Below are 25581 nucleotides of genomic sequence, written 5' to 3' on the forward strand. Positions count from 1 at the left end.
GTGCGGCTTTCATACACATCCGAGTCATACTAAATTTAGGAGGAGAAGACATGAAATCGGACAAAATATCGGAGGCTGTCGTACGCAGGCTCCCAGTGTATCTGCGTTTCCTGAATGATCTCCAGAAGCGCGAAATTGCAACCGTTTCTTCCCAGGAGCTGGGACAGAAGCTTGATCTTAATCCGGCACAGATCCGCAAGGACCTGGCATATTTCGGGGACTTCGGCCGCAAGGGCATCGGTTATGATGTATCCTACCTGATCGAAAAGATCCGCCATATCCTCAAGCTTGACCAGCAGATCAACGTGGCTCTGGTCGGTGCGGGGAACCTGGGCCATGCCCTTTCCAATTATAATGCTTATCTGAAGGATACGATGAAAATCACTGCCGTATTCGACTCCTACGCGCCCAAGGTCGGCCAGAAAATCAACTCCCTGACGGTTCAGCCGATGGAGGAGCTGGGCCAGACCATCCGTGAGCAGGGGATCCGGATCGGCATTATTACCGTACCGGACAGTGAAGCGCAGAATGTAGCCGACATTCTGGTGGAATCGGGCATTGAGGCTATTCTTAATTTTGCGCCGGTTATTCTGAAGACTCCGCCGTCAATCCGTATCCATGCGGCCGATTTTACGACTGATCTGCAGAGCCTTGCCTACTATTTGCATGACGGAAAGGAAGAAGTTACCGATGAGCAGCAATAAAACGATAATCGCGAACGGCCGGTTTCTTGTACCTGGCTCGCTTCAGCCTGTCCTGAGCGGTTATATGACGATAGAAGATGATCTGATCACATACATAGGGGAAGACAAGCCTGCAGCCGAAGAAGGTGCTCTGACGGTTGACGGCAGCCGTCTGCTGTTCATGCCGGGACTGGTCAATACCCACGGCCATGCGGCGATGTCGCTGCTGCGCGGGTATGGTGACGATATGGTGCTTCAGTCCTGGCTGCAGGAAAAAATGTGGCCGATGGAAGCGAAATTTACCGGAGATGATGTGTACTGGGGATCAGCCCTGTCCGTGCTGGAAATGCTCAAGGGCGGAACAACAACTTTCCTTGATATGTATGATCATATGGACCGGGTGGCCGAGGTTACAGAACAGTCGGGTATCCGTGCTGTACTGATGCGCGGTGCCATCGGCCTGTGTCCTGAGGATGTGCAGAACCAGAAGCTGGCGGAAGCCGTGGAGTTTGCCCGCAACTGGCACGGCAAGGCAGACGGCAGAATTACGGCAATGCTCTCGCCGCACGCACCTTACACCTGTCCGCCGGACTTCTTCGTGAAATTTGTGCAGGCGGCTCATGATCTGGACCTGCCGATGCATACGCATATGTCCGAAACCCGGCATGAAGTGGAGCAGAATGTGGCCGATTACGGCCTGCGTCCGGTGGCGCATCTGGAGAAGCTGGGCATGTTCACCCGCCCATCCATGATCGCCCACGGTGTTCATCTAAATGATGAAGAAATTGAAATTCTGGCCAAATACAATGTGGGAGTATCCCATAATCCGGGCAGCAACCTCAAGCTGGCGAGCGGGGTAGCGCGTGTGCCGGACCTGCTTAGAGCTGGAGTCAAAGTCTCACTCGGCACTGACGGAGCGGCAAGCAACAACAACCTTGACATGTTCGAGGAGATGCGCCTGGCCGCACTGATCCATAAAGGCGTGAGCGGCGATCCGACTGCTGTACCTGCGCCGGAAGCGCTGCTGATGGCAACGGAATACGGGGCAGCTTCCATCTACCTGAGCAACGTCGGCCGCCTGGCTGCAGGCATGAAAGCGGACTTTATCGCCATTGATATAGACCAGCCGCATCTGCTGCCGCATTCCGACCTGCTCTCCCATGCGGTCTACTCGGCGAGTGCAAAGGATGTTGAGCATGTATGGGTTAACGGCAAACAGGTTGTAAAACACGGCCAGTGCCTGACACTGGATGAAGAGGAAGTCCGCCGCAAAGCGCAGGAAACCTTTGAAAGCCTGCTTACAAGATAATATTATGCAAGTTAAACGGGTAATCCCGTCAGTTATTTAGGAAAGGGAGCTGCACTTTGAGGAAAAGGAAAAAATGGCTTCCGCTGGCGATCAGTGCGGCACTGCTCCTTTTGTTCGGACTGGGGCAGTTCTATGCCTATATTATGAAGGATCAGTGGGCCGAGCGCAGCGCAGCCAGGGAAGTGGCCAGAAGCCGTGCGGGACTGACTGAGGTGACCAAGGCCCAGAAATCCGTCTGGGATGAAAATGCAGTCTACTGGGTGCTTACAGGAAAGAATGAGTCGGGCACCGAGCTGATGGTCTGGGTCCGCTTTACACTTGACGGCAAACCGGCAGGAGGCGACAACGATATTTATGCGGCAGAGCTGTCGCAGGGTACCTCAGAGCAGCAGATCCGGGAGAAGCTTGCTTCTGAGCTGCCCGGTGCCGATATCAGGCGGCTTTTGCCCGGCGTATTTAACGGAGAATATGCATGGCAGGTCTTCTACAAGCAGGAAGGACGGTATTATTACCGGTTCTACCGGTTTAGCGATGGTACGGCAATCGGGGACGGCTATAGCCTGCCGAGTAAATAATACAGCGGGAAACGGCATAAGCAGCAGTTGGACGAATAGGTCCGGCTGCTGCTTTTTTTGCTTAAGCCATATGTATATACTCGAGTGTGCGATTTTTGATATACAGATTGTATAGCAATTCTGATGCGAAATGTGGTCATTAAACCTTAATATAAGGAGAGGGTATGATGGATACAGAACGTTATCTTAGGCAGGCTGTGGACTTGTTTGAGGAAGTTTTGGGCGAGCATTTATCCGGCATCTATCTGCACGGTTCCCTGGCGATGGGATGCTATCGTCCAGAGCAGAGTGATATAGATTTGCTGGTTGTGATACACAATAAGGCGCATTTTCCGGTTTATCAGCGGCTGGCGCGCAGAATTGTCGAATTTCAGGACAGCCTGCCCAACCGCCGGGGAATAGAATGTAGTGTGATTCTAAAACAATACCTTACAGATTTTGTGCATCCGACCCCCTTTGAGTTCCATTTCTCGGATTTTCATCTGGACAGATACAGGCAGGATGAACATTATATCTGCGGCGGATTTGAGGATGCGGATCTCGCTGCTCATCTGACAGTTGTCTATCACAGGGAGAAAACGCTGTACGGGCCGGCGATCCGTTCGGTTATGCTCCCGGTAAATGAACGGCTTTACATCCAGTCCCTAGTATATGATATTGAAAATGCAGTTGAGGATATCGCAGACAAGCCTGTCTATTTTACGCTCAATCTGTGCCGGGTGCTTGGTTATCTGGTCGAAAAGAATATTTTTTCAAAGCAGGAAGGCGGGGAATGGGGGCTTAGAATATTGCCTTCACCGTATGGGCCGCTGATTAATCACTGCCTGGCGGAGTATACCAGAGCAGACTGCTCAAGCGAGGTCATTCCTCCTGAAGAATGGAGAGAGTTTGCGGTTTATATGACGGACCGGATTAACAGCATGCTAGATTAAACTGTCTGGTATGACGAATAAAAGACATGGATGATCTCATCATTCATGTCTTTTTTGTCGATATGAAATAGAAATAAAGAAGCATATCCAAAAATTAGTACCGAAAATTTTAAATATATTCACAAATTTATGCGGAATCGTATATACACCTATGATATACTAGTCCATGTACTTAAGACATGCGAAAGAGCATGCCGGATAATAGGTTATCACTAAACATGCTATCTTAATTATTTATTATATTGGCTTACATCTGAGAGGAGGACGTTGCTTGAAATTACGTCTTGTACCAGTGCTGTTAACGTCTCTGTTGTCTGCGGCGCTGCTGTTTGGAGGCTGGTATGCTTACCGCCAGTTCGCTGTGCAGGAGCCGCTCCAGAAGATTGTATCATCCTATGAAGGAGTCAATGAATCACATATTAGTATTAACCGCAATGAAGTAACTTTGAAACTTAATCTTGAACCTGGAACGAAATTGCGTGAGCTTGTGCAGTATGTTAATAGCGAAGGGAAGTCAGCAATCGGCAGCCGTACGCTGAGGCTTGATGTTGACCAGAACTCCAGTGCATTGCTTGATGAATATTGGGACAAGGCGATGTTTTCTGTCGCAGAAGCGATGGAGAGCCGTAAATATACACTGATTCCGGCCAAGCTTGACGGTCTCAAGGCCCAAAGCTCCGAGTTTCAGAATGTGACGGCAACGACAGAAATCGACGACAATAACGTCTACGTGAGCCTGAGTGACGGTAAACAGAGCAAGTTCATTATTTTACCGCGGGTTCCCGGAACGATGGGAGTGTGGAATAATGCCTAAGTATTGGAAGGAAGTCCTCGCCGGTTTTGCTCCGGTGCTGCTCGTTTTTATGGCTTTTGTCGGCATTAATATTTTTCCGGTTGTTATCGCTGCCGGCATGCTCGGCGCCCTGCTGCTGATTGCCCATCTGCGCGGCGGTCTGACAGTCAATGCCGGTGCCGACAAGAAACGCAAGAAGAACGGCCCGTCGAAGCTTACCTTTGAAGAGATCGGCGGCCAGGACAATGCCAAGCAGGAGCTGCGCGAAGCCCTTGACTTTCTGATCCGTCATGAGGAGATCAGCAAGTTCGGGATCCGCCCGCTCAAGGGGATTCTGCTCACCGGGCCTCCGGGGACAGGGAAGACGCTGATGGCCAAGGCTGCGGCACATTATACCAATTCCGTCTTTGTTGCGGCATCAGGCAGTGAGTTTGTGGAAATGTATGTAGGTGTCGGTGCCGGACGTATCCGTGATTTGTTCAAGGATGCCCGTACCCGCGCCGTTAAGGAAAACAAGCAGAGCGCCATTATTTTTATCGATGAGATTGATGTAATCGGCGGCAAGCGCGAAGGCGGACAGCAGCGCGAGTACGACCAGACGCTGAACCAGCTGCTGACCGAGATGGACGGGATCTACAACAACGATGCACCGCGTATTCTGCTGATAGCCGCAACGAACCGTAAAGAAATGCTGGATTCCGCGCTGCTGCGTCCGGGCCGGTTTGACCGCCACATCCAGGTGGATATGCCCGACAAAAAGGGCCGCAAGTCCATTCTTGACCTTCATGCCAAGAACAAGCCGCTGCATGCCAGTGTTGATCTGGACAAAATCGCCGAGGAAGCCTACGGGTTCTCCGGTGCCCAGCTTGAAAGCGTCATGAACGAAGCAGCGATTTATATGATGCGCGAAAATCTGACCCAGGTGGAGCAGCGCCATTTATCCTCAGCGATCGACAAGGTCATGATGGGCGAGAAGACAGACCGTGAGACCAACCAGGAAGAAAAGCGGCGGGTGGCGATCCACGAGCTGGGCCATGCGATTATGGCGGAGCTGCTGCGTCCGGGAAGCGTCAGCCAGGTAACACTGACTCCGCGGGGACAGGCACTCGGTTATGTGCGGCACAATCCGCAGACAGAGCAGTACCTGTATACAAAGGATTATCTGGAGCACCAGATCATGATTGCGCTTGGCGGCGCAGCCTCTGAGGAAATGTATTACGGGGGGCGCAGCACAGGATCACGCGGTGACTTCGATCAGGCCCTGAATATTGTAGAGACCATGATGAAATCAGGCCTCACCTCACTGGGGATCGCCAATCTGCAAATGGTTACCACTGAAGAGCTTATGAAGGAAAATAGTAAAATACTGGATGAGCTTATGATCCGGACGCGTGAACTGCTGGAGCATCAGCGTAGCATATTTAATTACTCCCTAGACATCCTTATGAAGGAAGAAGTTCTCTCCGGAGAGCAATTTCGTTGTCAATTTCGTGACAGTGTAAAATTACCGGCATAAATATTTATGCCGGTTATTTTTTTTTACTTTTGAGACATGCTAAGATATTATTATATGTCGTGCTACATATTTTTTTCGACAGACAAGGTACAATACAAAAGTATAGATACCTGAAAGGATGGAGGCTTTTACATGAAGTTTAAAAAGATTGGTGTCATCGGCGGTGGCACAATGGGACAAGGGATTGCCGAAATGCTGGCAGCCAAAGGCCTGGATGTATTACTGGTGGAGAAAAACGCAGAAAGACTGGACTACTCCTATGAGATGATCGAGACAAATCTCGATAAGCAATTGGAGAAATGGGCAATTACCCAGGCTGAGAAGAAGCTGATTCTGAGCCGTATCCAGAAAGTGACACACTTCGCTGAGCTCAGCTCCTGCGATATGGTCATCGAAACCATTACTGAAGATCTTGAAGATAAGCAAAAAGTGTTCAACCAGCTTGACCAGGTATGTCCAAGCCACATTATTCTGGCCAGCAACACTTCTACACTAAGCTTGACTGAGCTTGCCAGCTCTACAATGTATCCTGAACGCGTTATCGGCATGCATTTCATACATCCTGTCGGCAAGGTGGATCTTGTCGAAATCGTGCGCGGTCTGAAAACCTCTGACAGCACTTTTGAAGATACCAAAACCTTTGTTGATGAAATCGTTGAGAAGAAGGGCGTAATGATTTATGAATCCCCGGGATTTGTAACTTCACGCCTAATTTGCCTGTTCATTAACGAAGCTATGCACGTCCTGCAGGAAGGTGTCGCTTCGCCTGAAGATATCGACGATGCTATGCGTATCGGCTACCAGTTCCAGCACGGGCCGCTTGAAATGGCTGACCGCTTCGGTCTGGACTCCGTACTTGCCGCACTTGAGAACATGTTCCGTGAGTACGGTGAACTGAAATACCGTCCTTCCACAATCCTCAAAAAAATGGTGCGTGCCGGACAACTGGGTGCTAAATCGGGCGAAGGCTTCTTCAAGTATGACAAGGATGGTGACCGTATATGAACGTTCTAGTAATTAACTCCGGCAGTTCTTCTTTGAAATATCAGCTGTACAATATGACTGATGAGTCTGTTCTGGCCAAAGGTCTGGTAGAGCGCATCGGGATGGATTCCTCCATTCTGACTCATAAGCCGACCGGCAAACAGGAAGTAACCGAAGTCAGCGAAATTCTGGAGCACAACACTGCAATCCGCAAAGTGCTTGCCTGCCTGACTGACAGCGAGCATGGTGTAATCAGCTCCATTGAAGAAATCAATGCTGTCGGCCACCGTGTTGTACACGGCGGTGAGTTCTTTAAGGAATCCGCCCTGGTGAACGGCGACGCCAAGTCCAAAATCCGCCAGCTGTTTGACCTTGCGCCGCTGCACAACCCTGCTGCCGTAATGGGGATTACAGCAACTGAAATCAATATGCCGGGTGTTCCGCAGGCAGTTATTTTTGACACTGCATTCCACCAGACTATGCCAGAGAAAGCTTATATGTACGCCATTCCGAGAGTGCTGTACAACAAATACAAAGTCCGCCGCTACGGCGCGCACGGTACTTCCCATGACTTCGTAAGCAAAGCTGCTGCCGAGTATCTGGACCGTCCGCTGGAAGACCTGAAGATCATTACCTGTCACATCGGTAACGGCGCCAGCGTAACTGCGGTTCAGGGTGGAGTGTCCGTTGACACTTCCATGGGGATGACCCCGCTGGAAGGACTGATGATGGGTACACGCAGCGGTGACCTCGATCCGGCTATCGTTCCTTATGTAATGAACAAGGAAGAGCTGTCTGTCGGCGAAGTGAACTCCATGCTGAACAAGCACAGCGGTCTGCTGGCTATTTCCGGCGTGAGCAGCGACATGCGCGACATCATTGACGGAGCAGAGAAGGGCGAGCCTAATTCTACGCTTGCTTTTGAAATGTATGAATACCGTCTGCGCAAATACATCGGTTCCTATGCAGCAGCTATGAACGGTGTAGATATTATTGTTTTCACAGCTGGTGTCGGCGAGAATGCCTCACTGCTGCGTGAACGGGTACTGAACAATCTGACGTTCCTGGGCATCGAGCTTGATGCTGAAGCTAACAAGGTCCGTTCCGGTGATCCGCGCCGCATCTCCACTGCTGATTCCAAGGTGCAGGTGCTGGTGGTTCCGACAAACGAAGAGCTTGTCATTGCCCGCGATACCTATCGTCTGGTGCAAGGAATTAACGGCTAAATTAGAGGAGAGATTTTAGGCATGGCTAATAAAAGTGTGATCAAGAATGTGAATGAGCATGTCGGAGAGAGTGTTGTCATCGGCTGTTGGGTGAACAACAAGCGCTCCAGCGGTAAAATTCAATTCCTGCAGCTTCGGGATGGTACAGGCTATATCCAGGGTGTTGTGGTGAAATCGGAAGTGCCTGAGCAGGTCTGGGACGATGCCAAGAGCCTCACCCAGGAAAGCTCGCTGTATGTAACCGGCATTATCCGTGAGGAGCCGCGCAGCCAGTCCGGGTATGAAATGACTGTTACCGGTATTGAAGTACTGCATCTCACTGAGAATTATCCGATTACCCCTAAGGAGCATGGCGTTGACTTCCTGATGGATCACCGTCACCTCTGGCTTCGCTCTTCGAAGCAGCGTGCGGTACTCGTAATCCGTGCGGAAATTATCCGCGCGATTCAGCAGTTCTTTAACGAAAACGGCTTTACCAAGGTGGATCCGCCGATCCTTACTCCAACCTCGGCTGAAGGAACCACCAACCTGTTCCACACGAAGTATTTCGATGAGGACGCGTACCTGACTCAGAGCGGACAGCTGTACATGGAAGCTGCTGCTATGGCGCTGGGCCGGGTCTATTCCTTCGGGCCGACCTTCCGTGCCGAGAAATCGAAAACCCGCCGCCATCTGATTGAATTCTGGATGATTGAGCCGGAAATGGCCTTTACCGATCATGAAGAGAGCCTTAAGGTGCAGGAGAATTTCATCAGCTTTATCGTACAATCCGTATTGACGAATTGCCGCGCCGAGCTTGAAGCGGTGGGCCGCGATGTATCCAAGCTGGAGAACATCAAAGCACCGTTCCCGCGGATTACCTATGATGATGCAATCAAGTTCCTGAATGATAACGGCCATGAAATTGCCTGGGGCGATGACTTCGGTGCACCGCATGAAACGGCGATCGCCGAAGCCAACGACAAGCCGGTATTTATTACGCACTATCCGGCGTCATTCAAGGCATTTTATATGAAGCCGCACCCTGAACGTCCAGAGGTTGTGCTCTGCGCGGATATGATTGCACCGGAAGGCTACGGTGAAATCATTGGCGGTTCGCAGCGTATCGACGATCCGGAACTGCTGGAACAGCGCTTCAAAGAGCATAATCTTTCCATGGATACTTACAAGTGGTATATGGACCTGCGTACCTACGGTTCCGTGCCTCACTCCGGCTTCGGTCTCGGACTTGAGCGCACAGTAGCCTGGATCTGCGGTCTGGATCATGTACGTGAAACGATTCCGTTCCCGCGTACACTGTACCGTCTATACCCTTAAATAAAGTGAAAGGGGCAGAAGTATGGACGGCAGAGGATGGAATACCTGGGGTGAGGGCGCAGCATTTGGCCTTCAGCACGGGATGGCCGTCATTCCTTATGCACTCTTAAAATATTACCGGAAGCTGAATCTCAGCGGCGACGAAGCCATGTTGCTCATTCACCTGCTGTCTTTCCGGCAGGTGGAGGGCATTGAATTCCCGTCGCTGGAGGATCTGCAAACTGTGACCGGCCGGAGCATATCCGTAATTGCCGGAGAGCTGCAGAAGCTGATGAAGGAAGGCTTTATCAGCATTGACGGAACCAATGACGAGCTTAGGGATTTTCATTACGAGCAGTACAATTTTACAGGATTGTTCAACAAGCTGGGTGCTGTTCTGGCTGAAGCCGCTCAAGAGGCTGCTGAAGGCAGAACTGCCGGAGCTAATCATTCCGGGCATGCGTCAACTCGGATTGCCGCAAGTCCTGCTGCTACAGTATCTGTGGAGGCGGAGAGCCGCAATCTGTTCAGCATCTTCGAGAAAGAATTCGGCCGGCCGCTGTCGCCAATGGAGTGTGAGACCATTTCCGGCTGGGTCGATCAGGACCGGTATCCGGAGGAGTTAATCCTGCTGGCGCTGAAAGAGTCTGTTTTTGCCGGCAAGGTTCACTTCCGCTACATTGACCGAATCCTGCTGGAGTGGTCACGCAACCGGGTGAAGAATGCCCAGGACGTCAAGAACTATAACCAGAAATTCCGCAATGGCGGAAGATGATGGTCTGAATGATGTAAGCCTGCTGCCTTGGGTAACCAAGTGCAGCAGGCTTTTTTTGTTTTTGTACGTGCCTCCTCAGTTCAGAGTAAGGTGGGTGAAAGCCGCATTGGCTAAATGGGAAAGTAAAAATTGACACGGTTGTGGTAGATTGGAGGTCAGATGGAAAGGATTGCAAGGTGTACTAATAGAAACTCCCCCGTCAGTAATCCTGATCGGATGCGGACGGAGGAGTAATTGCAGGCGAAGCGGAATTGGCCGGTGTGCTGTTTCTGCTGCTCAGCTGTTCAGAATCATCCAGGAGCTTACTGGTTTTTAAACAGCTCTTTTTCCACGGCTGCCCCCATCTCACGGGAGCGTTCGGCGCAGCGGTTCACTGCGGCGATGACCGTTTCGAAGAAGTCGCCTTTGTCCAGCGTTTCGATTGCTGCCTGGGTGGAGCCGTTTGGTGAAGTGACCTTTTTGCGCAGGGCTGCCGGATCCTCTCCGGTCTGCTGTACCATACGGGCAGCTCCCAGTACGCTCTGCACGGTCAGCTCTAGGCTCTGCTCAGGTGTTAAGCCGCCGCGGATACCCGCGGCAGTCATCGCTTCCATCATGTAATAGATGTAGGCCGGTCCGCTGCCGGAGATACCAGTCAGAGTCTCCATCCGTTCCTCTTCGATGACGGAAGTGATGCCCACCGATTCAAAGATATTTAGTGCCAGACGCCGGCCAGCCTCGCCGACCTCTTTGGAGAAGGCGATGCCTGTTGCGCCGAGTCCGATCGTGCTTGAGGTGTTCGGCATCGTGCGGATCACCGGCTGCGGCGTGCCGAGCAGACCCTGGATGGTGCGGATTGTAAGACCTGCAATAACGGAGACGATAAGCTGGTCAGGCTGGAGCAGCGGTGCGAGCCCGCGCAGCGCTTCAGCAGCATCCTTCGGTTTCATTGCCAGGACGATAACCTGGGCATTCTTCAGGATTTCCGATTTTTGCTGCGCGTCATTGCTGCCCTGCACGCCATAACGGCTGCGCAGTTCGGCCAGACGTTCGCTGCTGCTGCGGTTGAGCATGGTGATGCTGTCGGAAGCAATAACATTGCGGGCAATCATGCCCCGCACAATGGCTTCCGCCATCGAGCCTGCCCCGTAGAATACGATATGTTCCTTAATAAGCGGAACGGATGGTTGCTGACACATGTTATGAGTCCCCCTAAAAGTTTTGTGAGCTTAACCCCACTGAATATTCGGCGTACAAAACTCGCTTCGTAAGCATAGGCCTAAGTTTTGTGAGCTTAACCCCACTGTATAATCCGCGTACAAAACTCGCTTCGTAAGCATCTCAGTTATCCCCGGATTTGTCCGGTTCCGCGGATGATATATTTGCAGGAAGTCAGTGCAGGCAGACCCATAGGTCCCCGGGCATGCAGCTTCTGGGTGCTGATGCCGATTTCGGCGCCAAAGCCGAATTCGAACCCGTCGGTGAACCGGGTGGATGCATTATGATACACTGCTGCAGCATCTACCTCCTGCAGGAAACGTGCGGCATGCCCGGCATTTTCGGTAACAATGCATTCCGAATGCTTGGTGCTGTATTCAGCGATATGACGCAGCGCTTCATCCAGTCCGCCGACGATACGGACATTAAGAATGTAGTCATTATATTCGGTTGCATAATCCTCAGCGGTTACCGGTACCGCCCAAGGAATCAGGGCTACCGTTTCCGGGCAGCCGCGGAGCTCAACGTTAACGTCGCGGAAGGCTTCAGCCAGCGCCGGCAGATGCCGAGTGGCATACTCACGGTTGACAAGCAAGGTTTCCATGGAGTTGCAGACAGACGGGCGCTGGGCTTTGGCGTTGACGCTGATCCGTTCGGCCATTTCAGGCTGACAGCCTGCATCCAGATAAGTATGGCATATGCCTGCACCTGTTTCAATGACAGGCACTGTGGCGTTCATTACAACATTCTGGATCAGTGAGCTGCCGCCGCGCGGAATGATTACATCCAGCAGTCCGTTCAGCTTGAGCATCTCGTCCACAGAAGAACGGTTAGGATCTTCAATCAGCTGTAAGGCTGCAGCCGGGATGGACGTTTTGGCCAGCGCCGTGTGCAGAACTTCAACGATTTTGCGGTTGGAGGAGAGGGCCGAGGAGCCGCCGCGCAGAACCACGGCGTTGCCTGTCTTCAGGCAAAGACCAGCGGCATCTACCGTTACGTTCGGACGGGCTTCATATATAATGCCGATAACTCCGAGCGGGACGCGGATTTTTTCAATAGACAGGCCGTTGGGACGCTCAAATTGTTCAAGTGTATCTCCGACCGGATCAGGCAGCACGGCAATCTGCTGCAGGCCTTCGGCGATTGCGCCGATCCGGCTGACATCCAGTGCAAGGCGGTCGAGCATGGATTCCGGTGTACCGGCCTTACGCCCGCGCTCCAGATCCTCGGCGTTGGCAGCGATAATGGACGGGGCTTCCTGACGCAAAGCATCAGCCATGACAAGCAATGCTTCATTTTTTTGGCCGGTGGTCAAGCTTGCTAGAACTCCTGTAGTCTCTTTGGCTAATGTGGCTTTATTAATCACTTCACTCATATTGTTCCCCCCTGAAAGGTAGTATATGTTAATTGCTGTTTCGGTTAGCGCAGCGTGATCCATTCATCACGGTGGATGACCTCAAGCCGGTGGACTTCACCAAGCTTGGGAACGATCTCCCGGCTCGGCAGGCCCTGGATGCTGCGGAGCTGGGTATCATCGTAGTTGACGATTCCCCGGCCCAGCAGGGTTGCATCTGGCCCAAGGACCTCAACGACATCACCGGAGTGGAAGCTGCCCTCGATCCGTTTAACACCTACCGGCAGCAGACTGTGTCCTCCGTGGAGCAGGGCTTCAACTGCTCCGTCATCGACATAAAGCGAGCCAAGCGGTGTTGACATAAAGCCGAGCCACTGTTTTTTGACCGGCAGGGAGGCGAGGGTAGTGTCAAAATAAGTACCTTTCCCCGTGCCTGCCGCAGCCAGGCGCAAATCTCCGGGTTCAGAGGCCCGGCCGATGAAGACCGGCACCCCGCCGCGGGTTGCAATTTTGGCGGCATCAATTTTGGAACGCATACCGCCTGTTCCGACGCTTGAGCCGGCTCCGCCTGCGTAGGCATAGATTTCCGGCGTAATCTCCTCCACCCGGCTGAAGCGGACCGCTTCGGGATTCTTCCGCGGGTCTCCGCTGTACAGCCCGTCCATATCTGTCAGCACCAGCAGGCGCGAGGCCTTCATAAGATTGGCGACCAGTGCTGACAGTGTATCATTATCCCCGAATTTCAGCTCGTCGACCGATACTGTATCATTTTCGTTAAATACCGGGACGGCACCCTGTCTTAGCAGCTCCTCGACCGTCATCATCGCGTTATTCATGGCGCGGCGGCTGCAAAAGTCGGTACGGGTCAGCAGAATTTGGGCGGTCGGAAGTCCGTGCTCGGCAAAAGCCTCCTGATAGGCCTGCATCAGCATGACCTGCCCGACGGCAGCCGCAGCCTGCTTCTCATGCAGCAGCTTTGGCCTGGACGGATAACCGATGCCGCGGAATCCGGCGGCTACGGCCCCGGAGGTTACCAGCAGCACCTCACATCCGTCCTGCCGCAGGGCGGCAAGCTCAGCTGCGAAAAAGGCTACCGCTTCGCGGTTTAGGCCGCCTTCAGGGCCGGTCAGCGAGCTGCTGCCGATTTTGACTACTATACGTGTGGCCACTGTATCTTCACTTCCCTTTCAGAATATCAGACTTGAAAACGACAAAAAGCCCCCATCCTAAGACTAAGCAAAGGACGAAAGCATGTTAACTTCCGCGGTACCACCTTCATTGATGAGGGAACATCCGACTTCATTCTCATAACGGGAGTATCCGTCCTGCAGGCAGCAGGCCGCTCGGGGGTAGGATTCAGAAATAACAACCGCGGTAAATTCTCTCAGCCTTCCGGAATTTACTCTCTGCTCACGGATAGAGACATTTCTTACTGGTCCCGTCTGCACGTTTCACTATTTGACAATTAGAATACCATGGCGGTGTACGGTTTGCAAAGGGAGTTTGCAGGAATATTTTTATGCGCTGAAGCTGCAGTGAAATAAGATGTTTATGCGCGGGGGGAACGGGTAATTTACTTATAATCTGTTACCAGGAGGTGCATTCACTTGAGTAAAGACAAGCAAATCGCGCAGGAACAGACTGAAAATGCCAAAGAGGCAGCGGAATTTCAGAATCAGGCGATCCGGGATTTTGTTGAAGAGCGTGCCAATGACTCCAGAACCAAAGGGCCGGTCGATGAGAGCACAGCCCGTATGCCGGACAACCAGAACCGGATGATCACTCAGCATAACCGACAGATGTGATAAGGCTGTATGAACAGCATGTATGATGATAATTGACCATGATGAGCTTATACGAAAGGCTCCCCGATTTCCGCTGACCAGCGAAACCCCGGGAGCCTTTTTATGCGGGTGCAAAACAAATTCAGGCTTCCGCCAGACTGGCCACTGTGTTCTTGAAGGTTTCAATAAACACCTCGGCTGCTTTGGACAGATAGCGTCCCCTCCGGTAGGCGATAACCAGTGTACGGCTCGGCACCGGCTCAGCCAGCGGCAGATAGACGGGGACGAATTCACTTCGCGGGGCACGGGCGATAAAATGAGGCACCAGGGTAACCCCCATACCCGTGGCGACGAGGGACTGAATGGTCTCCATATTGTTGCTCTGAAAAACAATCTTCGGCTCAAAGCCGGCTTCCCGGCAGAGCTCCATCGTCATTTTGCGGAACCCCTGGCCTTCTTTGAGTACAATAAAGGGCTCGTCCTTCAGTTCCTCTAGTGTAGTCCGTATGCCTTCAGCCTTGCGTGAGGCCAGCGGATGGTCCGGCGGTACGGCCAGGTCGATCCGCTCCTCCCCAAGTACCTCATAGGCCAGTGTCGGAATTTCCAGCGGAAGGGAGAGCAGGCTCAGGTCCGTCTGGCCCCCGGCAGTCAGCTTTTCCAGATTCATAGAAGAATCCTCAAGCAGTGAAATGTCAATATCAGCATAGTTCTGCTTAAACACCGGCAGGACATGAGGCAGAAGATGGGCGCCGGTAATCGGCATACTGCCGACAAGCACACGGCCGGTGCGCAGTTGTGATATATCCGACATCTCCTGGCGAAGCAGCTCCACCGCAGCTAAAATCGATTCCGCCTGCTCGACGAACCGCTCGCCGGCATGCGTTAGCTCCACCGAACTTGTATTCCGCTGGAATAGCATGACCCCGAGTTCCTTTTCCAGCTTGGACAGCTGCTGGCTGAGCGAGGGCTGGGCTACATGCAATTTCTCCGCGGCACGCGAGAAGTTGCGCTCCGCTGCGATTTGCAGCGCGTACTGCAATTGTCTTAATTCCATAATCGTACCCCTTGTTTACTTATAATACTTATAAGTATAGCCTATAAGAGGTCTTTTTAATATAGCCCCGGAAGCTTGAGAAGCAAGAGAACCCCGAATGGGGCTCTTATTTTATTTCGGCCAGCGCTTTATCCATCTGCGATTCGCTTTCTTTTACAGAATCACTGCCGGCAGCCTCAACACCGAGGAAAGTATTCTTTGTGTTTTGATAGAACGCGGAAGCGAAATCCTTAACCGGCTCCCCGTCAGTGTGTTTGCCCTCAACGACAACAGCTTTGAAGAGATTGGTCAGCATGTACCCGGCGTCCTCAATATGAGCCAGATAATTGCCAGCATTGTATTCCTCAACTACTTGCGATTCAAAGTCCGTCAGTTCTTCGGGAGAAGGGGTGTAGGCCTTGGCCAAAACCTCCACAGCATCAGCCTTCTGGGCTGACTCTGTATCCGATTGGGCGATCTGTTTGATAGCCGACTCCCAGTTCACGGACGGATTACCGGCCGCCGGTTCAGCAGCAGGAGAATCTGCTGCGGGTACGGCCGTTGCCTGTACTCCTTGCGTAGCAGCCGGAGTTGCCTGATCTTCCGGTTCATTTCTTGCCGCAATCTGTCCGATGATACTGCCCAGCACAACTACCACCACCCAGAACAGCCAGTGCTTGTAAAATGGTTTTTTCATTACTCTCTCCCCTAAGTCTAGTATTTTTGAAAATGATTTTATCAGAATTCGGAGTGAATTCAAAAAATACATACCCCATTATTACTGCTTATAAGCGCAGGCTATTACTTTTATAGAAATCATATCTTGGAATTATAAACAAGGCGATGTTATATTTAGAGCATTCAAGAGAGACTCCACACTCTCTTCCAATGAACGATTCTACTAATGAGGTGAAATCATGAGCAACAAGACAATGTTTGAGAAAATCTGGGACAATCACGTTATTCATTCTGAGGAAGGCAAGCCGAGCATCATTTATATCGATCTGCATCTGGTGCATGAGGTTACTTCACCGCAGGCTTTTGAGGGACTCCGCCTGAGCGGCCGTAAGGTACGCCGTCCGGAGCTTACTTTTGCGACAATGGACCACAACGTTCCGACCAAGGACCGTTTCAATATTACGGACCCGATCTCCAAGCAGCAAATCGACACCCTGTCGCAGAACTGCCGCGATTTCGGTGTCAGACTGTTTGACCTGAATGACATCGACCAGGGGGTTGTACACGTTATGGGGCCGGAAATCGGCCTGACTCATCCGGGCAAAACGATTGTCTGCGGCGACAGCCATACCTCCACACACGGCGCTTTCGGCGCACTGGCCTTCGGGATCGGTACAAGTGAAGTCGAGCATGTGCTTGCGACCCAGTGTCTGCAGCAGTCCAAAGCCAAAACGATGGAAGTCCGCTTCACCGGCAAGCGCAATCCCGGCGTAACCGCCAAGGATATGATTCTCGGCGTTATCGCCAAATACGGCACGGACTTTGCAACCGGATATGTTATTGAGTACACCGGCGAAGCGATCCGCGAGCTGTCGATGGAAGAACGCATGACGGTCTGCAACATGTCGATCGAGGGCGGAGCGAGAGCAGGTCTGATTGCTCCGGACGATACTACCTTTGAATATCTGCGCGGCCGTGAATACGTACCGCAAGGTGAAGCTTTTGACGCTGCTGTTGCTTCCTGGAGAACACTGGTGAGCGATGAAGGCGCACAATATGACACTGTCGTCGAGTTCGATGTTGAGACATTGATCCCTCAGGTAACCTGGGGCACAAGCCCGGGTATGGGTACAGACATCAGCTCCAGCGTGCCTAATCCGGCGGATTTCACTACAGAAAATGAACGTAAAGCTGCTGAAAAAGCGCTTGAATATATGGATTTGACTCCAGGCACCCCGATGTCCGAAATCGGCATCGACTATGTCTTTATCGGCTCCTGCACCAACGGCCGGATTGAGGACCTACGCGCTGCTGCACAGGTAGCCAGAGGCCACAAGGTATCCGACAAAGTTACTGCGATTGTAGTACCAGGCTCCGGTCGCGTTAAAATGCAGGCGGAGAAGGAAGGTCTTGACAAAGTATTCACCGAAGCAGGCTTTGAGTGGCGTGAAGCAGGCTGCAGTATGTGCCTGGCGATGAACCCTGACGTTCTGCAGCCCGGACAGCGCTGTGCCTCGACCTCGAACCGCAACTTTGAAGGACGCCAGGGACGCGGCGGACGCACGCATCTGGTATCCCCGGCAATGGCGGCTGCCGCTGCCATCAAAGGCCGGTTTACTGATGTCCGTGACTGGAATTACAAGACGGAAGCCGTCAACGCATAGAAACTTTGAGAGAGAGCGGGAGGAAATAACACTATGGAAGCTTTTAAACAATTAAACGGAATCGTTGCCCCGGTTGACCGGGTAAATGTTGATACAGATGCTATTATCCCTAAGCAGTTCCTGAAGCGGATCGAACGGACCGGGTTCGGACAGTTCCTGTTCTATGAATGGCGTTTTGACGAGGCGGGAAATGACAATCCTGCTTTTGAGATGAACAAGCCGCGTTACGAGGGAGCATCCGTGCTGATCTCGCGGGCCAACTTCGGCTGCGGCTCCTCCCGGGAGCACGCTCCGTGGGCGATTATGGACTACGGCTTCAGAGTGGTCATTGCACCCTCCTATGCCGACATTTTCTATAATAACTGCTTCAAGAACGGTATCCTGCCAATCAAGCTGTCTGAGGCCCAGGTTGATGACCTCTTTAACCGTACAGCTGAGCATGAGGGATATAGGCTGAATGTAGATCTGGAAAATAAAGCGCTGAGCGATGATTACGGGCTTAGCATCAGCTTTGAGCTGGATGAGCACCGCCGCCAGTTCCTGCTGCAGGGTCTGGATGACATCGGACTGACCCTTAAGCACGCCGACGAAATCGCTGCATATGAAGAACGCCATGCAGCCAAGCTTTTCGCCAGATAAGGACAGCATCATCCGTTAACTTTACAAATTTTACACAAAACTTCTATTTCCGTGTACCGGAGATAGAAGTTTTTTTGCTATAATCGATATATTCATTGCCTGCAAAGGCAACTTTTGGGGATTTCTGTCGTCTATAGCTTATCTGTGTGTTATTAGTAGTGTCTATTATTTGCCAAAAGGAGAGTACGGGATGAGAAGAGCCGGACAACGGGTGTTATTGCTATTGCTGCTGCCGCTGCTGCTGCTGTCATTTGCCGGCCGGGAAGCTGCAGCCGCCGGACAAGGTACCGGCCGGATTGTAATGGACAATCAGGAGCTTGCACTGCCCCAGGGAATCAGCCTTGAAAACGTAAATGGAAGCGTTATGATTCCTATCCGGGTAGTCGTTGAGAACCTGGGCTTTGAGGTGCTGTGGGAACAAAAGACGAAGAAGGTAACGGTGCAGCAGGACGGAAAGACTGTGCAGCTGGCGGTGGGAAGTAAGACTGCTGAAGCAGACGGTGTAACCTTGTCACTCAATGCGGCACCCAAGCAGAACGGGGGAACCGTGCTTGTGCCGATCCGATTTGTAAGCGAGCAGTTCGGACTCAAGGTCGGCTGGGATAACAGCGACAAGACCGTATATCTGAGCGGTGGGCAGACGGGCGGTACTGCGCCATCCGTTGACCCGCTCCCGGCAGCTACTGCAGCTCCGCAGCCTGCTGCAACGCCTCAGCCTGCCGCCTCACCGACGGCTGCACCGTCTCCAACAGCGGTAACAGGCCAGGACGATGATATTGCGGGCGGGGTTAACGGCCCGGCATCCACTCCTGTTCCCGGAAGTGCAGGCAATGTGGCTACCACGCCTCAGGTGCTGGGAGCGGTGTTCAGTGAGAACCGTCTGATTGTAGCTGCGGCAGGAGGGGCCAAGCCTGCTGTATCCAGACTCAGCGGTCCTGACCGGATCATCGTTGATTTTGCGGGCGCATCCTTTGCCCCTGATTTTGTGGGCAGCCTGCCAAGCGTTGCACCGAATGGTACGCCGCAGGGCAAGCTTGATGTCACCGGGTATCCGCTGGTTACAGAAGTAAGATATGCGCTGTTCAGCACGAGCCCCTCTACCGTCCGGTTCGTGATCCAGACCGTGGGCAGCCAGCCTTACCAGCTGAGCACCGACAGCAGTACAGGACTTGTAACGATTGATCTCAACACAGCGGGCAGCGGAGGCACTGCTCCAGCCGGCACAGGGAGCTCTGGTAAACCGGTTGTCGTACTGGATGCCGGACACGGCGGCAAGCAGCCGGGGGCAGTGAGCCCTAGCGGCAAGCTCGAGAAGGATGTTAATTTTGCGGTAGCTAATAAAGTCGGTGTCTTGCTTGCCCAGGACGGCAAGGTAGAGGTTGTATACACTCGCACGGCCGATCAGACCCTTGGTCTGCAGGACAGGGTTAATATTGCCGAGGCTGCCAAAGCCAATCTGTTCATTTCGTTTCATGGTAATTCACTGGATGTAACCTACCCCAACCGGGACAAGGTTAACGGCAGTGAAACCTATTATTCAAGAACTGAGAGTCTGCCGCTGGCCCAGATTTTACATAAGCATCTGGTAGCAGGGACCGGCTTTAAGGATAACGGTGTCCGGAGCAAGAGTCTCCACGTGACCCGCGAGACAAGCATGCCCGCAGTGCTGCTGGAGGTCGGGTACCTGACCAATCCCGGCAATGAAACGGCAATGTTCACTGAAACGCTGCAAAATAATCTGGCACGGGAAATTGTGGCCGGAATCTATGAATATCTCGGATTGTAACCTTTGAAGAGGCTGAGGAAATGTGGGGGATGCGGATGTTTTCTGGAATTAATTCGCAACTTTTAAGCTGCAAAGGCGTCTAAAGAGTGTCGAAGGTTGTCAGTAGCCAGGTCATCACGAACGCCATTATCTGGCGGAATACTAGATTCTTAGAGGTGAAAGATGAAGAAATTTGCTTTTACGCTGTTGCTGATGCTCTTTGTACTGGTGTTGCCGGAGCATGGACAGGCTGCTGCCGCGAACAACAAGATTTTTCTCGACGGAAAGGAACTGACTGCAGGTCAGAGCGCTCCGGTCGAGAATGTGGGCGGCTCCGTGATGGTGCCGCTGAGAATGATCTCCGAGAATCTCGGCTACAAAGTAGACTGGGATCAGGCGAGCAAGACGGTGACGATCGGGCAGACTGGCACTACAATGAAGCTGGTTGTAGATCAGACCGCTGCTTCCGTTAATGACAAAACCGTAGTGCTCACTAATGCGCCTTTGAACCGGAACGGGACTACACTGGTGCCTATCCGGTTTATCAGCGAACAGTTCGGGCTGACTGTCAGCTGGGACAACGATCAAAAGATTGTAACTCTTATTACCCCGGAAACCGGGGGGAGTAACACAGGCTCAGGAGGCGGAGCCGCTGACGGCGGGTCTACCGTAGTTGTACCTCCTGCAGAGCCGGCGAAGAACCTGACAATGGTGAACGGCATCAGTTTTAATGAGAACCGGCTGACCATTGCCATGGAGGGGAACGCGGTACCTAAGGTATCGAGGGTGAGCGGGCCCGAAAGGATCATCATTGACATTGAGAATGCGACCTTCTCCGACCTTTTCGGAACAGGTCAGGTGCTTGATCCCAACCTTAACGGCAGTCTTGCAGTAACGGGTTATCCTGATGTCACTGCAGTACGCTATTCACTCTATAACACCAATCCTTATACGGTCCGCTTCGTCATTGATACGACCAGCTACAAGAATTATTCCGTTGAGGTTTCAGGTGATACCTCGAGGCTGGTTGTTGTGGATCTGAATGCAGTCAGCACTGACAATCCGTCAACCCAGCCGGGCAACAACGGCCGGAAGCTGGTTGTACTGGATGCCGGACACGGCGCCAAGGATTCAGGGGCTGTCGGAGTGACGGGAAAATACGAAAAGAACTTTAATCTGGCTATCGTACTGAAAGCAGCTGAGCTGCTCAAAAAAGAAAATAACATTGATGTTGTACTAACCCGCAGCGATGATACCTTCCTTGAATTGAAGGACCGGGCGGCGATGGCCAACAACCTGAATGCGGATCTGTTTATTTCCGTGCATGCGAACAGCAGCGGCTCATCGGCTGCAAGCGGAACGGAAACGTATTACCAGCGGGAGTCCAGCAAAGCGCTGGCAAACGTGATGCACAAATATCTTGTGCAGGCCACCGGCCTCAGTAACCGCGGTGTACGCTACGGGAATTTCCATGTTATCCGCGAGACCAAAATGCCTGCAGTCCTCCTTGAAGTAGGCTATCTCAGCAACAAAGGCGATGAATCACTGCTTTTCTCAGAGAGCTTGCAGAATAAGGTAGCAGCAGGTATAGTCAGCGGAATCAAAGAGTATCTGGGATTGAAATAGCAGCCACGCGGCAGATTAGGGCCGCAAAGTCCAGTCTGGCCTCAGAAGTAGCGGACTGATCGGGCTTTGCCGCCCTGTCTGCCCATATTCATCTATAGGGGGTAATGTTGATGAACAAAAAATTAACGTTAACGGCAGTCTCGGCTGTGCTTCTGATGCTTATTGCCGGCTGCGGGGATAAACCGACTGCGGCTCCGGCTGCCGAAGCGGCACAGAACAACACTGCAGCGGTAGGCGGAGCTGGAGGGAACGCGGGAGAAACACCGGATAACGGCGCTGACAACAGCGGCGGAGAAATCGTTGCGCCGTCTACTGCTCCTCAGGCGGAACCAAGCCCGACTCCGGCTGCAACCGCTGAACCGGCACAGCCGCAGAAGCAGAGCCAGAGCATCGAGGTATATTACACCGACCCTCAGCAGATGGAGCTGGTTACAGGCGCCGCAACAATCAGCTTTGCAAATGATACAGAGAAATATAACGAAAGCTTCAAGGCGCTGCAGACCAGCAGCAATGCGGAGCAGGTGCCGCTATGGGGCGGCATGGAGCTGAAATCACTTGAGTTCAAGGACGGTCAGGTCACCCTGGATATTCATAAGCCGGTTGAAGCGCAGCTGGGCGCCGGCGGTGAAGCGATGGCAATCAGCGCCCTTGCGAAGACGTTCTTCCAATTCGCGGAAGTGAAGGCTGTTGAGCTTCTGGTTGACGGTGAGCAGGTGGAAAGCCTGATGGGACATGTCGATCTGGAGCATCCCCTGACAAGAGAGAACAGCGGCCTGTAACCTCCGGTGCAGGAAACAGGACACAGGCCGGCGAATCACTAACGTAATCATAATTGGGATACAGAGAGGGGAATAACGCATTGTCCGGTCAAAAAAGATCAAAACATACTCTTAGAGCTTATTCTGCCCAGGCGGCTTCCGCCGTTCTGGCCGGCGCCATCGCGTTTGGCGGAGCAGGTGCGGCGTTTGCGGATACTGCGGCTGCACCGACCACGACTTCGGCGGCAGCAACGCAAACCGCAGCAGCGGCGGGCAGCATTTTTAGCGATGTAAAGACCGGCTTCTGGGCCGAAAAGCATATCTATAAGCTGGCTTCACAAGGAATTGTGGTCGGCAACAACGGGCTGTTCCGTCCGGGAGATTCTGTTACCCAGCAGGAAGCCGTCCTGATGGCTTTGCGGTTTATGAAGCTGCAGAATAATGCGGATACAACAACAGATGTTGTCCTGCCGTCGAATTTTCAGGTCAATAACTATTATAAGCCTTATGTTGTGCTTGCCTTCCAGTCAGGTTTGCTGGACAAAACAGTAGAAATGGCTGCGGACAATCTCAAAACCTCCTGGGGAGAGCGCAAGGCTTCCCGGGAATGGGTGGCTGAGCTGCTAATCCGTGCACTGGGTAAAAGCTCTGAGGCAGCTGCAGCAGCAAGTGAGCCTACGGGATTCGCCGATGATGCCAAGGTCTCTGCCAACAAGCGCGGCTACATTAATGCCGCAGTAGATTTGGGGCTTGCAAACGGGCTGGACGGTAACCGCTTTGATCCTCAGGGGGCAGTAACCCGCGCTCAGCTGGCGACTTTCTTCAGCCGGGCAGAAGCGCATAATTCACTGCAGTACGACAACACGGTTTCCGGTACAATCAGTGCTTTAAAGGACGGCAAACTTACACTGTACAGTAACGGAACTAATGCTACGTATAACCTGAGTGCGTCAACCGCCTATTTTACAAGTGCCTCTGAAGCGAGAATCGGCCTGAATGATATTCAGCCTTATACTAAAGTTACCGTTATCGGAGCAACCTACAACGCCGTTTATGTAGAGTTAACTAATCCTGTGCAGCAGATTGAGAATGCCGAAGGAACATTTGCCAAGGTTACACCAGGGGTGATCTGGGTAGATTCTCCAACCGGATACGATCAGTACAGCTACGATGAGAATACCGTATTTGTTGATGTAAATGATGCTGTAATTAATGCATCATCAGTGACTGCAGGGAGCAAAATCAAGCTGACACGTGAAACCTACAGCGGGTCCCGCAAAGTGGTCAAGCTGCAGGTGACTTCAGGCATTGTAAACAAAACCGCTTCCGGAACCATTCAAAGCCTTGATATCGCTGGCAAAAAAATCACCTTCAAGAATACAGCCGGAACAGTAGAAACCTTCAGCTGGGAGGATGGCAGCACACTGTTCAGCTCACAGAGCGCAGTACTGCAGCCTGCCGATCTTAAGACCAATTCTGCTGTGAAATATACGGTTAAAAATAATATCCTGACTGCAGTTGAAGTAACCTCTGCAGCAGAACGGACAGTCTCCGGATACATTATGGAGCTGACAGGCTCAACCATTGTGTACAAAAAGTCTGACGGTACACGTGAAGTTAAGCTGCTGGCGGCATCGCCGGCTATCGTGATTCCTAATGTAACCAGTCCGGCCGCAGCAGATCTTATTGCCGATGCTACCGGAGGGGATAACGTTCAGCTGACACTGAACAGCAGCGATCAGGTTACCAAAATTGAAGTGACCAGCCGTCAGATCGAACAATACAGCGGTGCAACGGTGGTTGCCTATAATGCCAAAACACAACTGCTTACCTTTACGGACAGCAGCAGCAAAGCCCATGTAGTACAGCTGAATGCCAGCACTAAGCTCGCTTATGACGGAGTTACTGCTCCGACGCTGGCCGGCATTGCCGCCAGACTGACCGAAGGCCGAAAGGTGGATGTGAATGCAGTCGGTGACCGGGCCTTGTCTGTAGAAAGTACAACCAAGTATAGCGGTACGCTTGCATCGGTGAACGCAACCGCACGGACGGTTGTACTGAAGCTGGCCAACGGCCAGTCACTGACGCTTCCTTATCCGCAGAGCATTGATTATTTTGGCAGAGCATCGGCCACAATAGCTGATGTAGCCATTAACAGCCAGGTTACAGCAGTGCTTGCCGGAAGTCAGGACGTCATCTCGGTACTGCGTGTGCAATCCGCTGCTCAGCTTGAGATTACCACGCTGAACAGTACTGCAAACAAGCTGGGTGTAAAGTGGTCTGGGGGTACAAGCGAACTGTACACACTGACTGTTCCGATGACCAATGAGGCTGGCCAGATTATTAGTATCAGTGACCTGAAGGTAGGCGGCTTCATCAACGTGAAGTTTGACGGAAGCACACCCGTCTCGATCCAGTCAGTGAAGCTAAGCAGCGGTCAGGTAGCTGCGGTCGATGCTGCGGCAGGGACGCTGACTGTCAAGGATTACACAGGGACTTCGCAAACCTTTACGGCCGGAAGCGGTGTACGGGTAGTCCGTGACGGTGTGACGACAACCTCACTGGGCAATGTGACAACAGCGGACCGGGTGGAAGTGCGGAAGGATTCGGATGGCGTTGTTCTCATCCGTGTACTTACCCAGCTCAGCAAGGTATTCTCACGGGCGGATGCAGCGACCAATGAGCTTCAGGTCAAACGTACCACTCTGAACGATGTATACCGCTATACACTCGCGCCAAATGTATATATTCATCAAGGTGACACGACTTTATCCGTGCAATCTCTCAAAGAAAATGATAATATTATAATGTATTTTAATAATGACGTTGTGGTTGAAATTGTGAAACAATAATGTTATGGTGGATTTCCGTGTGAAACACCGTCTTGACGCAGAGGATAGACTGACTGCGTCAGGACGTTTTTTTTGAAATATAAGAAAAGGTATGCTTCTCACCGGTTGTATCCTTATATTTCTGCAGATTATGAGAGGATAC

22 protein-coding genes are annotated in these 25581 nt (G+C 52.2%); 17 read left to right on the top strand and 5 right to left on the bottom strand.

The window, feature by feature from the left end:
• The first annotated feature begins 50 nt into the window (after positions 1-50).
• The 10 genes from BLR64_RS10995 to BLR64_RS11040 all read left to right on the top strand — a co-directional run bounded on the left by BLR64_RS10995 (position 51) and on the right by BLR64_RS11040 (position 10089).
• Positions 51-704, top strand: coding sequence for a redox-sensing transcriptional repressor Rex (locus BLR64_RS10995; protein WP_090714170.1), 654 nt, complete (start codon positions 51-53; stop codon positions 702-704).
• The gene (locus tag BLR64_RS11000; protein WP_090714171.1) at positions 691-1992 is read left to right on the top strand and encodes an amidohydrolase; all 1302 of its coding nucleotides are present in this window, start codon (positions 691-693) and stop codon (positions 1990-1992) included. The genes BLR64_RS10995 and BLR64_RS11000 overlap by 14 nt, the downstream gene beginning before the upstream one ends.
• A gap of 56 nt (positions 1993-2048) precedes the next feature.
• Entirely contained in the window at positions 2049-2567 is a 519-nt protein-coding gene (locus BLR64_RS11005) for a cell wall elongation regulator TseB-like domain-containing protein (RefSeq protein WP_090714172.1), read from the top strand.
• Positions 2568-2731: 164 nt separating this feature from the next.
• Entirely contained in the window at positions 2732-3499 is a 768-nt protein-coding gene (locus BLR64_RS11010) for an aminoglycoside adenylyltransferase domain-containing protein (RefSeq protein WP_244157670.1), read from the top strand.
• 271 nt (positions 3500-3770) lie between these two features.
• On the top strand, positions 3771-4313 hold the full coding sequence (locus tag BLR64_RS11015; RefSeq protein ID WP_090714174.1) for a hypothetical protein: 543 nt from the start codon (positions 3771-3773) through the stop codon (positions 4311-4313).
• Complete coding sequence (locus BLR64_RS11020) at positions 4306-5808, top strand: AAA family ATPase (protein ID WP_090714175.1); 1503 nt, start codon at positions 4306-4308, stop codon at positions 5806-5808. Before BLR64_RS11015 ends, BLR64_RS11020 begins: the two co-directional genes overlap by 8 nt.
• A 132-nt stretch (positions 5809-5940) precedes the next feature.
• Positions 5941-6813: a 3-hydroxyacyl-CoA dehydrogenase family protein gene (locus BLR64_RS11025; RefSeq protein WP_090714176.1), complete on the top strand. Its 873-nt coding sequence runs from the start codon at positions 5941-5943 to the stop codon at positions 6811-6813.
• Entirely contained in the window at positions 6810-8018 is a 1209-nt protein-coding gene (locus BLR64_RS11030; protein ID WP_090714177.1) for an acetate/propionate family kinase, read from the top strand. The genes BLR64_RS11025 and BLR64_RS11030 overlap by 4 nt, the downstream gene beginning before the upstream one ends.
• 21 nt (positions 8019-8039) lie before the next feature.
• Positions 8040-9335: an asparagine--tRNA ligase gene (gene asnS / locus BLR64_RS11035; RefSeq protein WP_068728655.1), complete on the top strand. Its 1296-nt coding sequence runs from the start codon at positions 8040-8042 to the stop codon at positions 9333-9335.
• Positions 9336-9357: 22 nt separating this feature from the next.
• Positions 9358-10089, top strand: a complete 732-nt coding sequence (locus tag BLR64_RS11040) for a DnaD domain protein (protein WP_090714178.1) — start codon at positions 9358-9360, stop codon at positions 10087-10089.
• Between the two features lie 302 nt (positions 10090-10391).
• On the opposite strand, the gene proC is transcribed toward BLR64_RS11040, so the two are convergent.
• From proC to proB, 3 genes are all read right to left on the bottom strand, one after another.
• A complete protein-coding gene (gene proC / locus BLR64_RS11045; RefSeq protein WP_090714179.1) occupies positions 10392-11267 on the bottom strand; it encodes a pyrroline-5-carboxylate reductase in 876 nt (291 codons plus the stop codon).
• A gap of 146 nt (positions 11268-11413) precedes the next feature.
• Positions 11414-12661: a glutamate-5-semialdehyde dehydrogenase gene (locus tag BLR64_RS11050; protein WP_244157671.1), complete on the bottom strand. Its 1248-nt coding sequence runs from the start codon at positions 12659-12661 to the stop codon at positions 11414-11416.
• 44 nt (positions 12662-12705) lie between these two features.
• The gene (proB, locus tag BLR64_RS11055) at positions 12706-13809 is read right to left on the bottom strand and encodes a glutamate 5-kinase (protein ID WP_090714181.1); all 1104 of its coding nucleotides are present in this window, start codon (positions 13807-13809) and stop codon (positions 12706-12708) included.
• A gap of 438 nt (positions 13810-14247) precedes the next feature.
• Between proB and BLR64_RS11060 the strand changes: the two genes are divergently transcribed.
• Positions 14248-14445, top strand: a complete 198-nt coding sequence (locus tag BLR64_RS11060; RefSeq protein WP_090714182.1) for a hypothetical protein — start codon at positions 14248-14250, stop codon at positions 14443-14445.
• 121 nt (positions 14446-14566) lie between these two features.
• Here BLR64_RS11060 and BLR64_RS11065 read toward each other — a convergent pair whose 3' ends face one another.
• Positions 14567-15478, bottom strand: coding sequence for a LysR family transcriptional regulator (locus BLR64_RS11065; protein WP_090714183.1), 912 nt, complete (start codon positions 15476-15478; stop codon positions 14567-14569).
• 106 nt (positions 15479-15584) lie between these two features.
• On the bottom strand, positions 15585-16154 hold the full coding sequence (locus BLR64_RS11070) for a hypothetical protein (protein ID WP_090714184.1): 570 nt from the start codon (positions 16152-16154) through the stop codon (positions 15585-15587).
• A gap of 220 nt (positions 16155-16374) precedes the next feature.
• On the opposite strand from BLR64_RS11070, the gene leuC reads away from it, so the two are divergent.
• The 6 genes from leuC (at position 16375) to BLR64_RS11100 (ending at position 25439) form a co-directional block, all read left to right on the top strand.
• The gene (leuC, locus tag BLR64_RS11075) at positions 16375-17799 is read left to right on the top strand and encodes a 3-isopropylmalate dehydratase large subunit (protein WP_068728647.1); all 1425 of its coding nucleotides are present in this window, start codon (positions 16375-16377) and stop codon (positions 17797-17799) included.
• Between the two features lie 33 nt (positions 17800-17832).
• Complete coding sequence (gene leuD / locus BLR64_RS11080) at positions 17833-18438, top strand: 3-isopropylmalate dehydratase small subunit (RefSeq protein ID WP_090714185.1); 606 nt, start codon at positions 17833-17835, stop codon at positions 18436-18438.
• A gap of 190 nt (positions 18439-18628) precedes the next feature.
• Positions 18629-20224 (top strand): N-acetylmuramoyl-L-alanine amidase family protein, encoded by a 1596-nt coding sequence (locus tag BLR64_RS11085; RefSeq protein ID WP_090714186.1) that lies wholly within the window; start codon positions 18629-18631, stop codon positions 20222-20224.
• 162 nt (positions 20225-20386) lie between these two features.
• A complete protein-coding gene (locus BLR64_RS11090) occupies positions 20387-21829 on the top strand; it encodes an N-acetylmuramoyl-L-alanine amidase family protein (RefSeq protein WP_090714187.1) in 1443 nt (480 codons plus the stop codon).
• A 110-nt stretch (positions 21830-21939) separates the two neighbouring features.
• Positions 21940-22608 (top strand): GerMN domain-containing protein, encoded by a 669-nt coding sequence (locus tag BLR64_RS11095; RefSeq protein WP_090714188.1) that lies wholly within the window; start codon positions 21940-21942, stop codon positions 22606-22608.
• A gap of 80 nt (positions 22609-22688) precedes the next feature.
• On the top strand, positions 22689-25439 hold the full coding sequence (locus BLR64_RS11100) for an S-layer homology domain-containing protein (protein ID WP_167360649.1): 2751 nt from the start codon (positions 22689-22691) through the stop codon (positions 25437-25439).
• Positions 25440-25581 lie beyond the last annotated feature (142 nt).

The sequence above is a fragment of the Paenibacillus typhae genome, assembly GCF_900099765.1.
In the GTDB taxonomy this organism is placed as follows: Bacteria; Bacillota; Bacilli; order Paenibacillales; family Paenibacillaceae; genus Paenibacillus_AQ; species Paenibacillus_AQ typhae.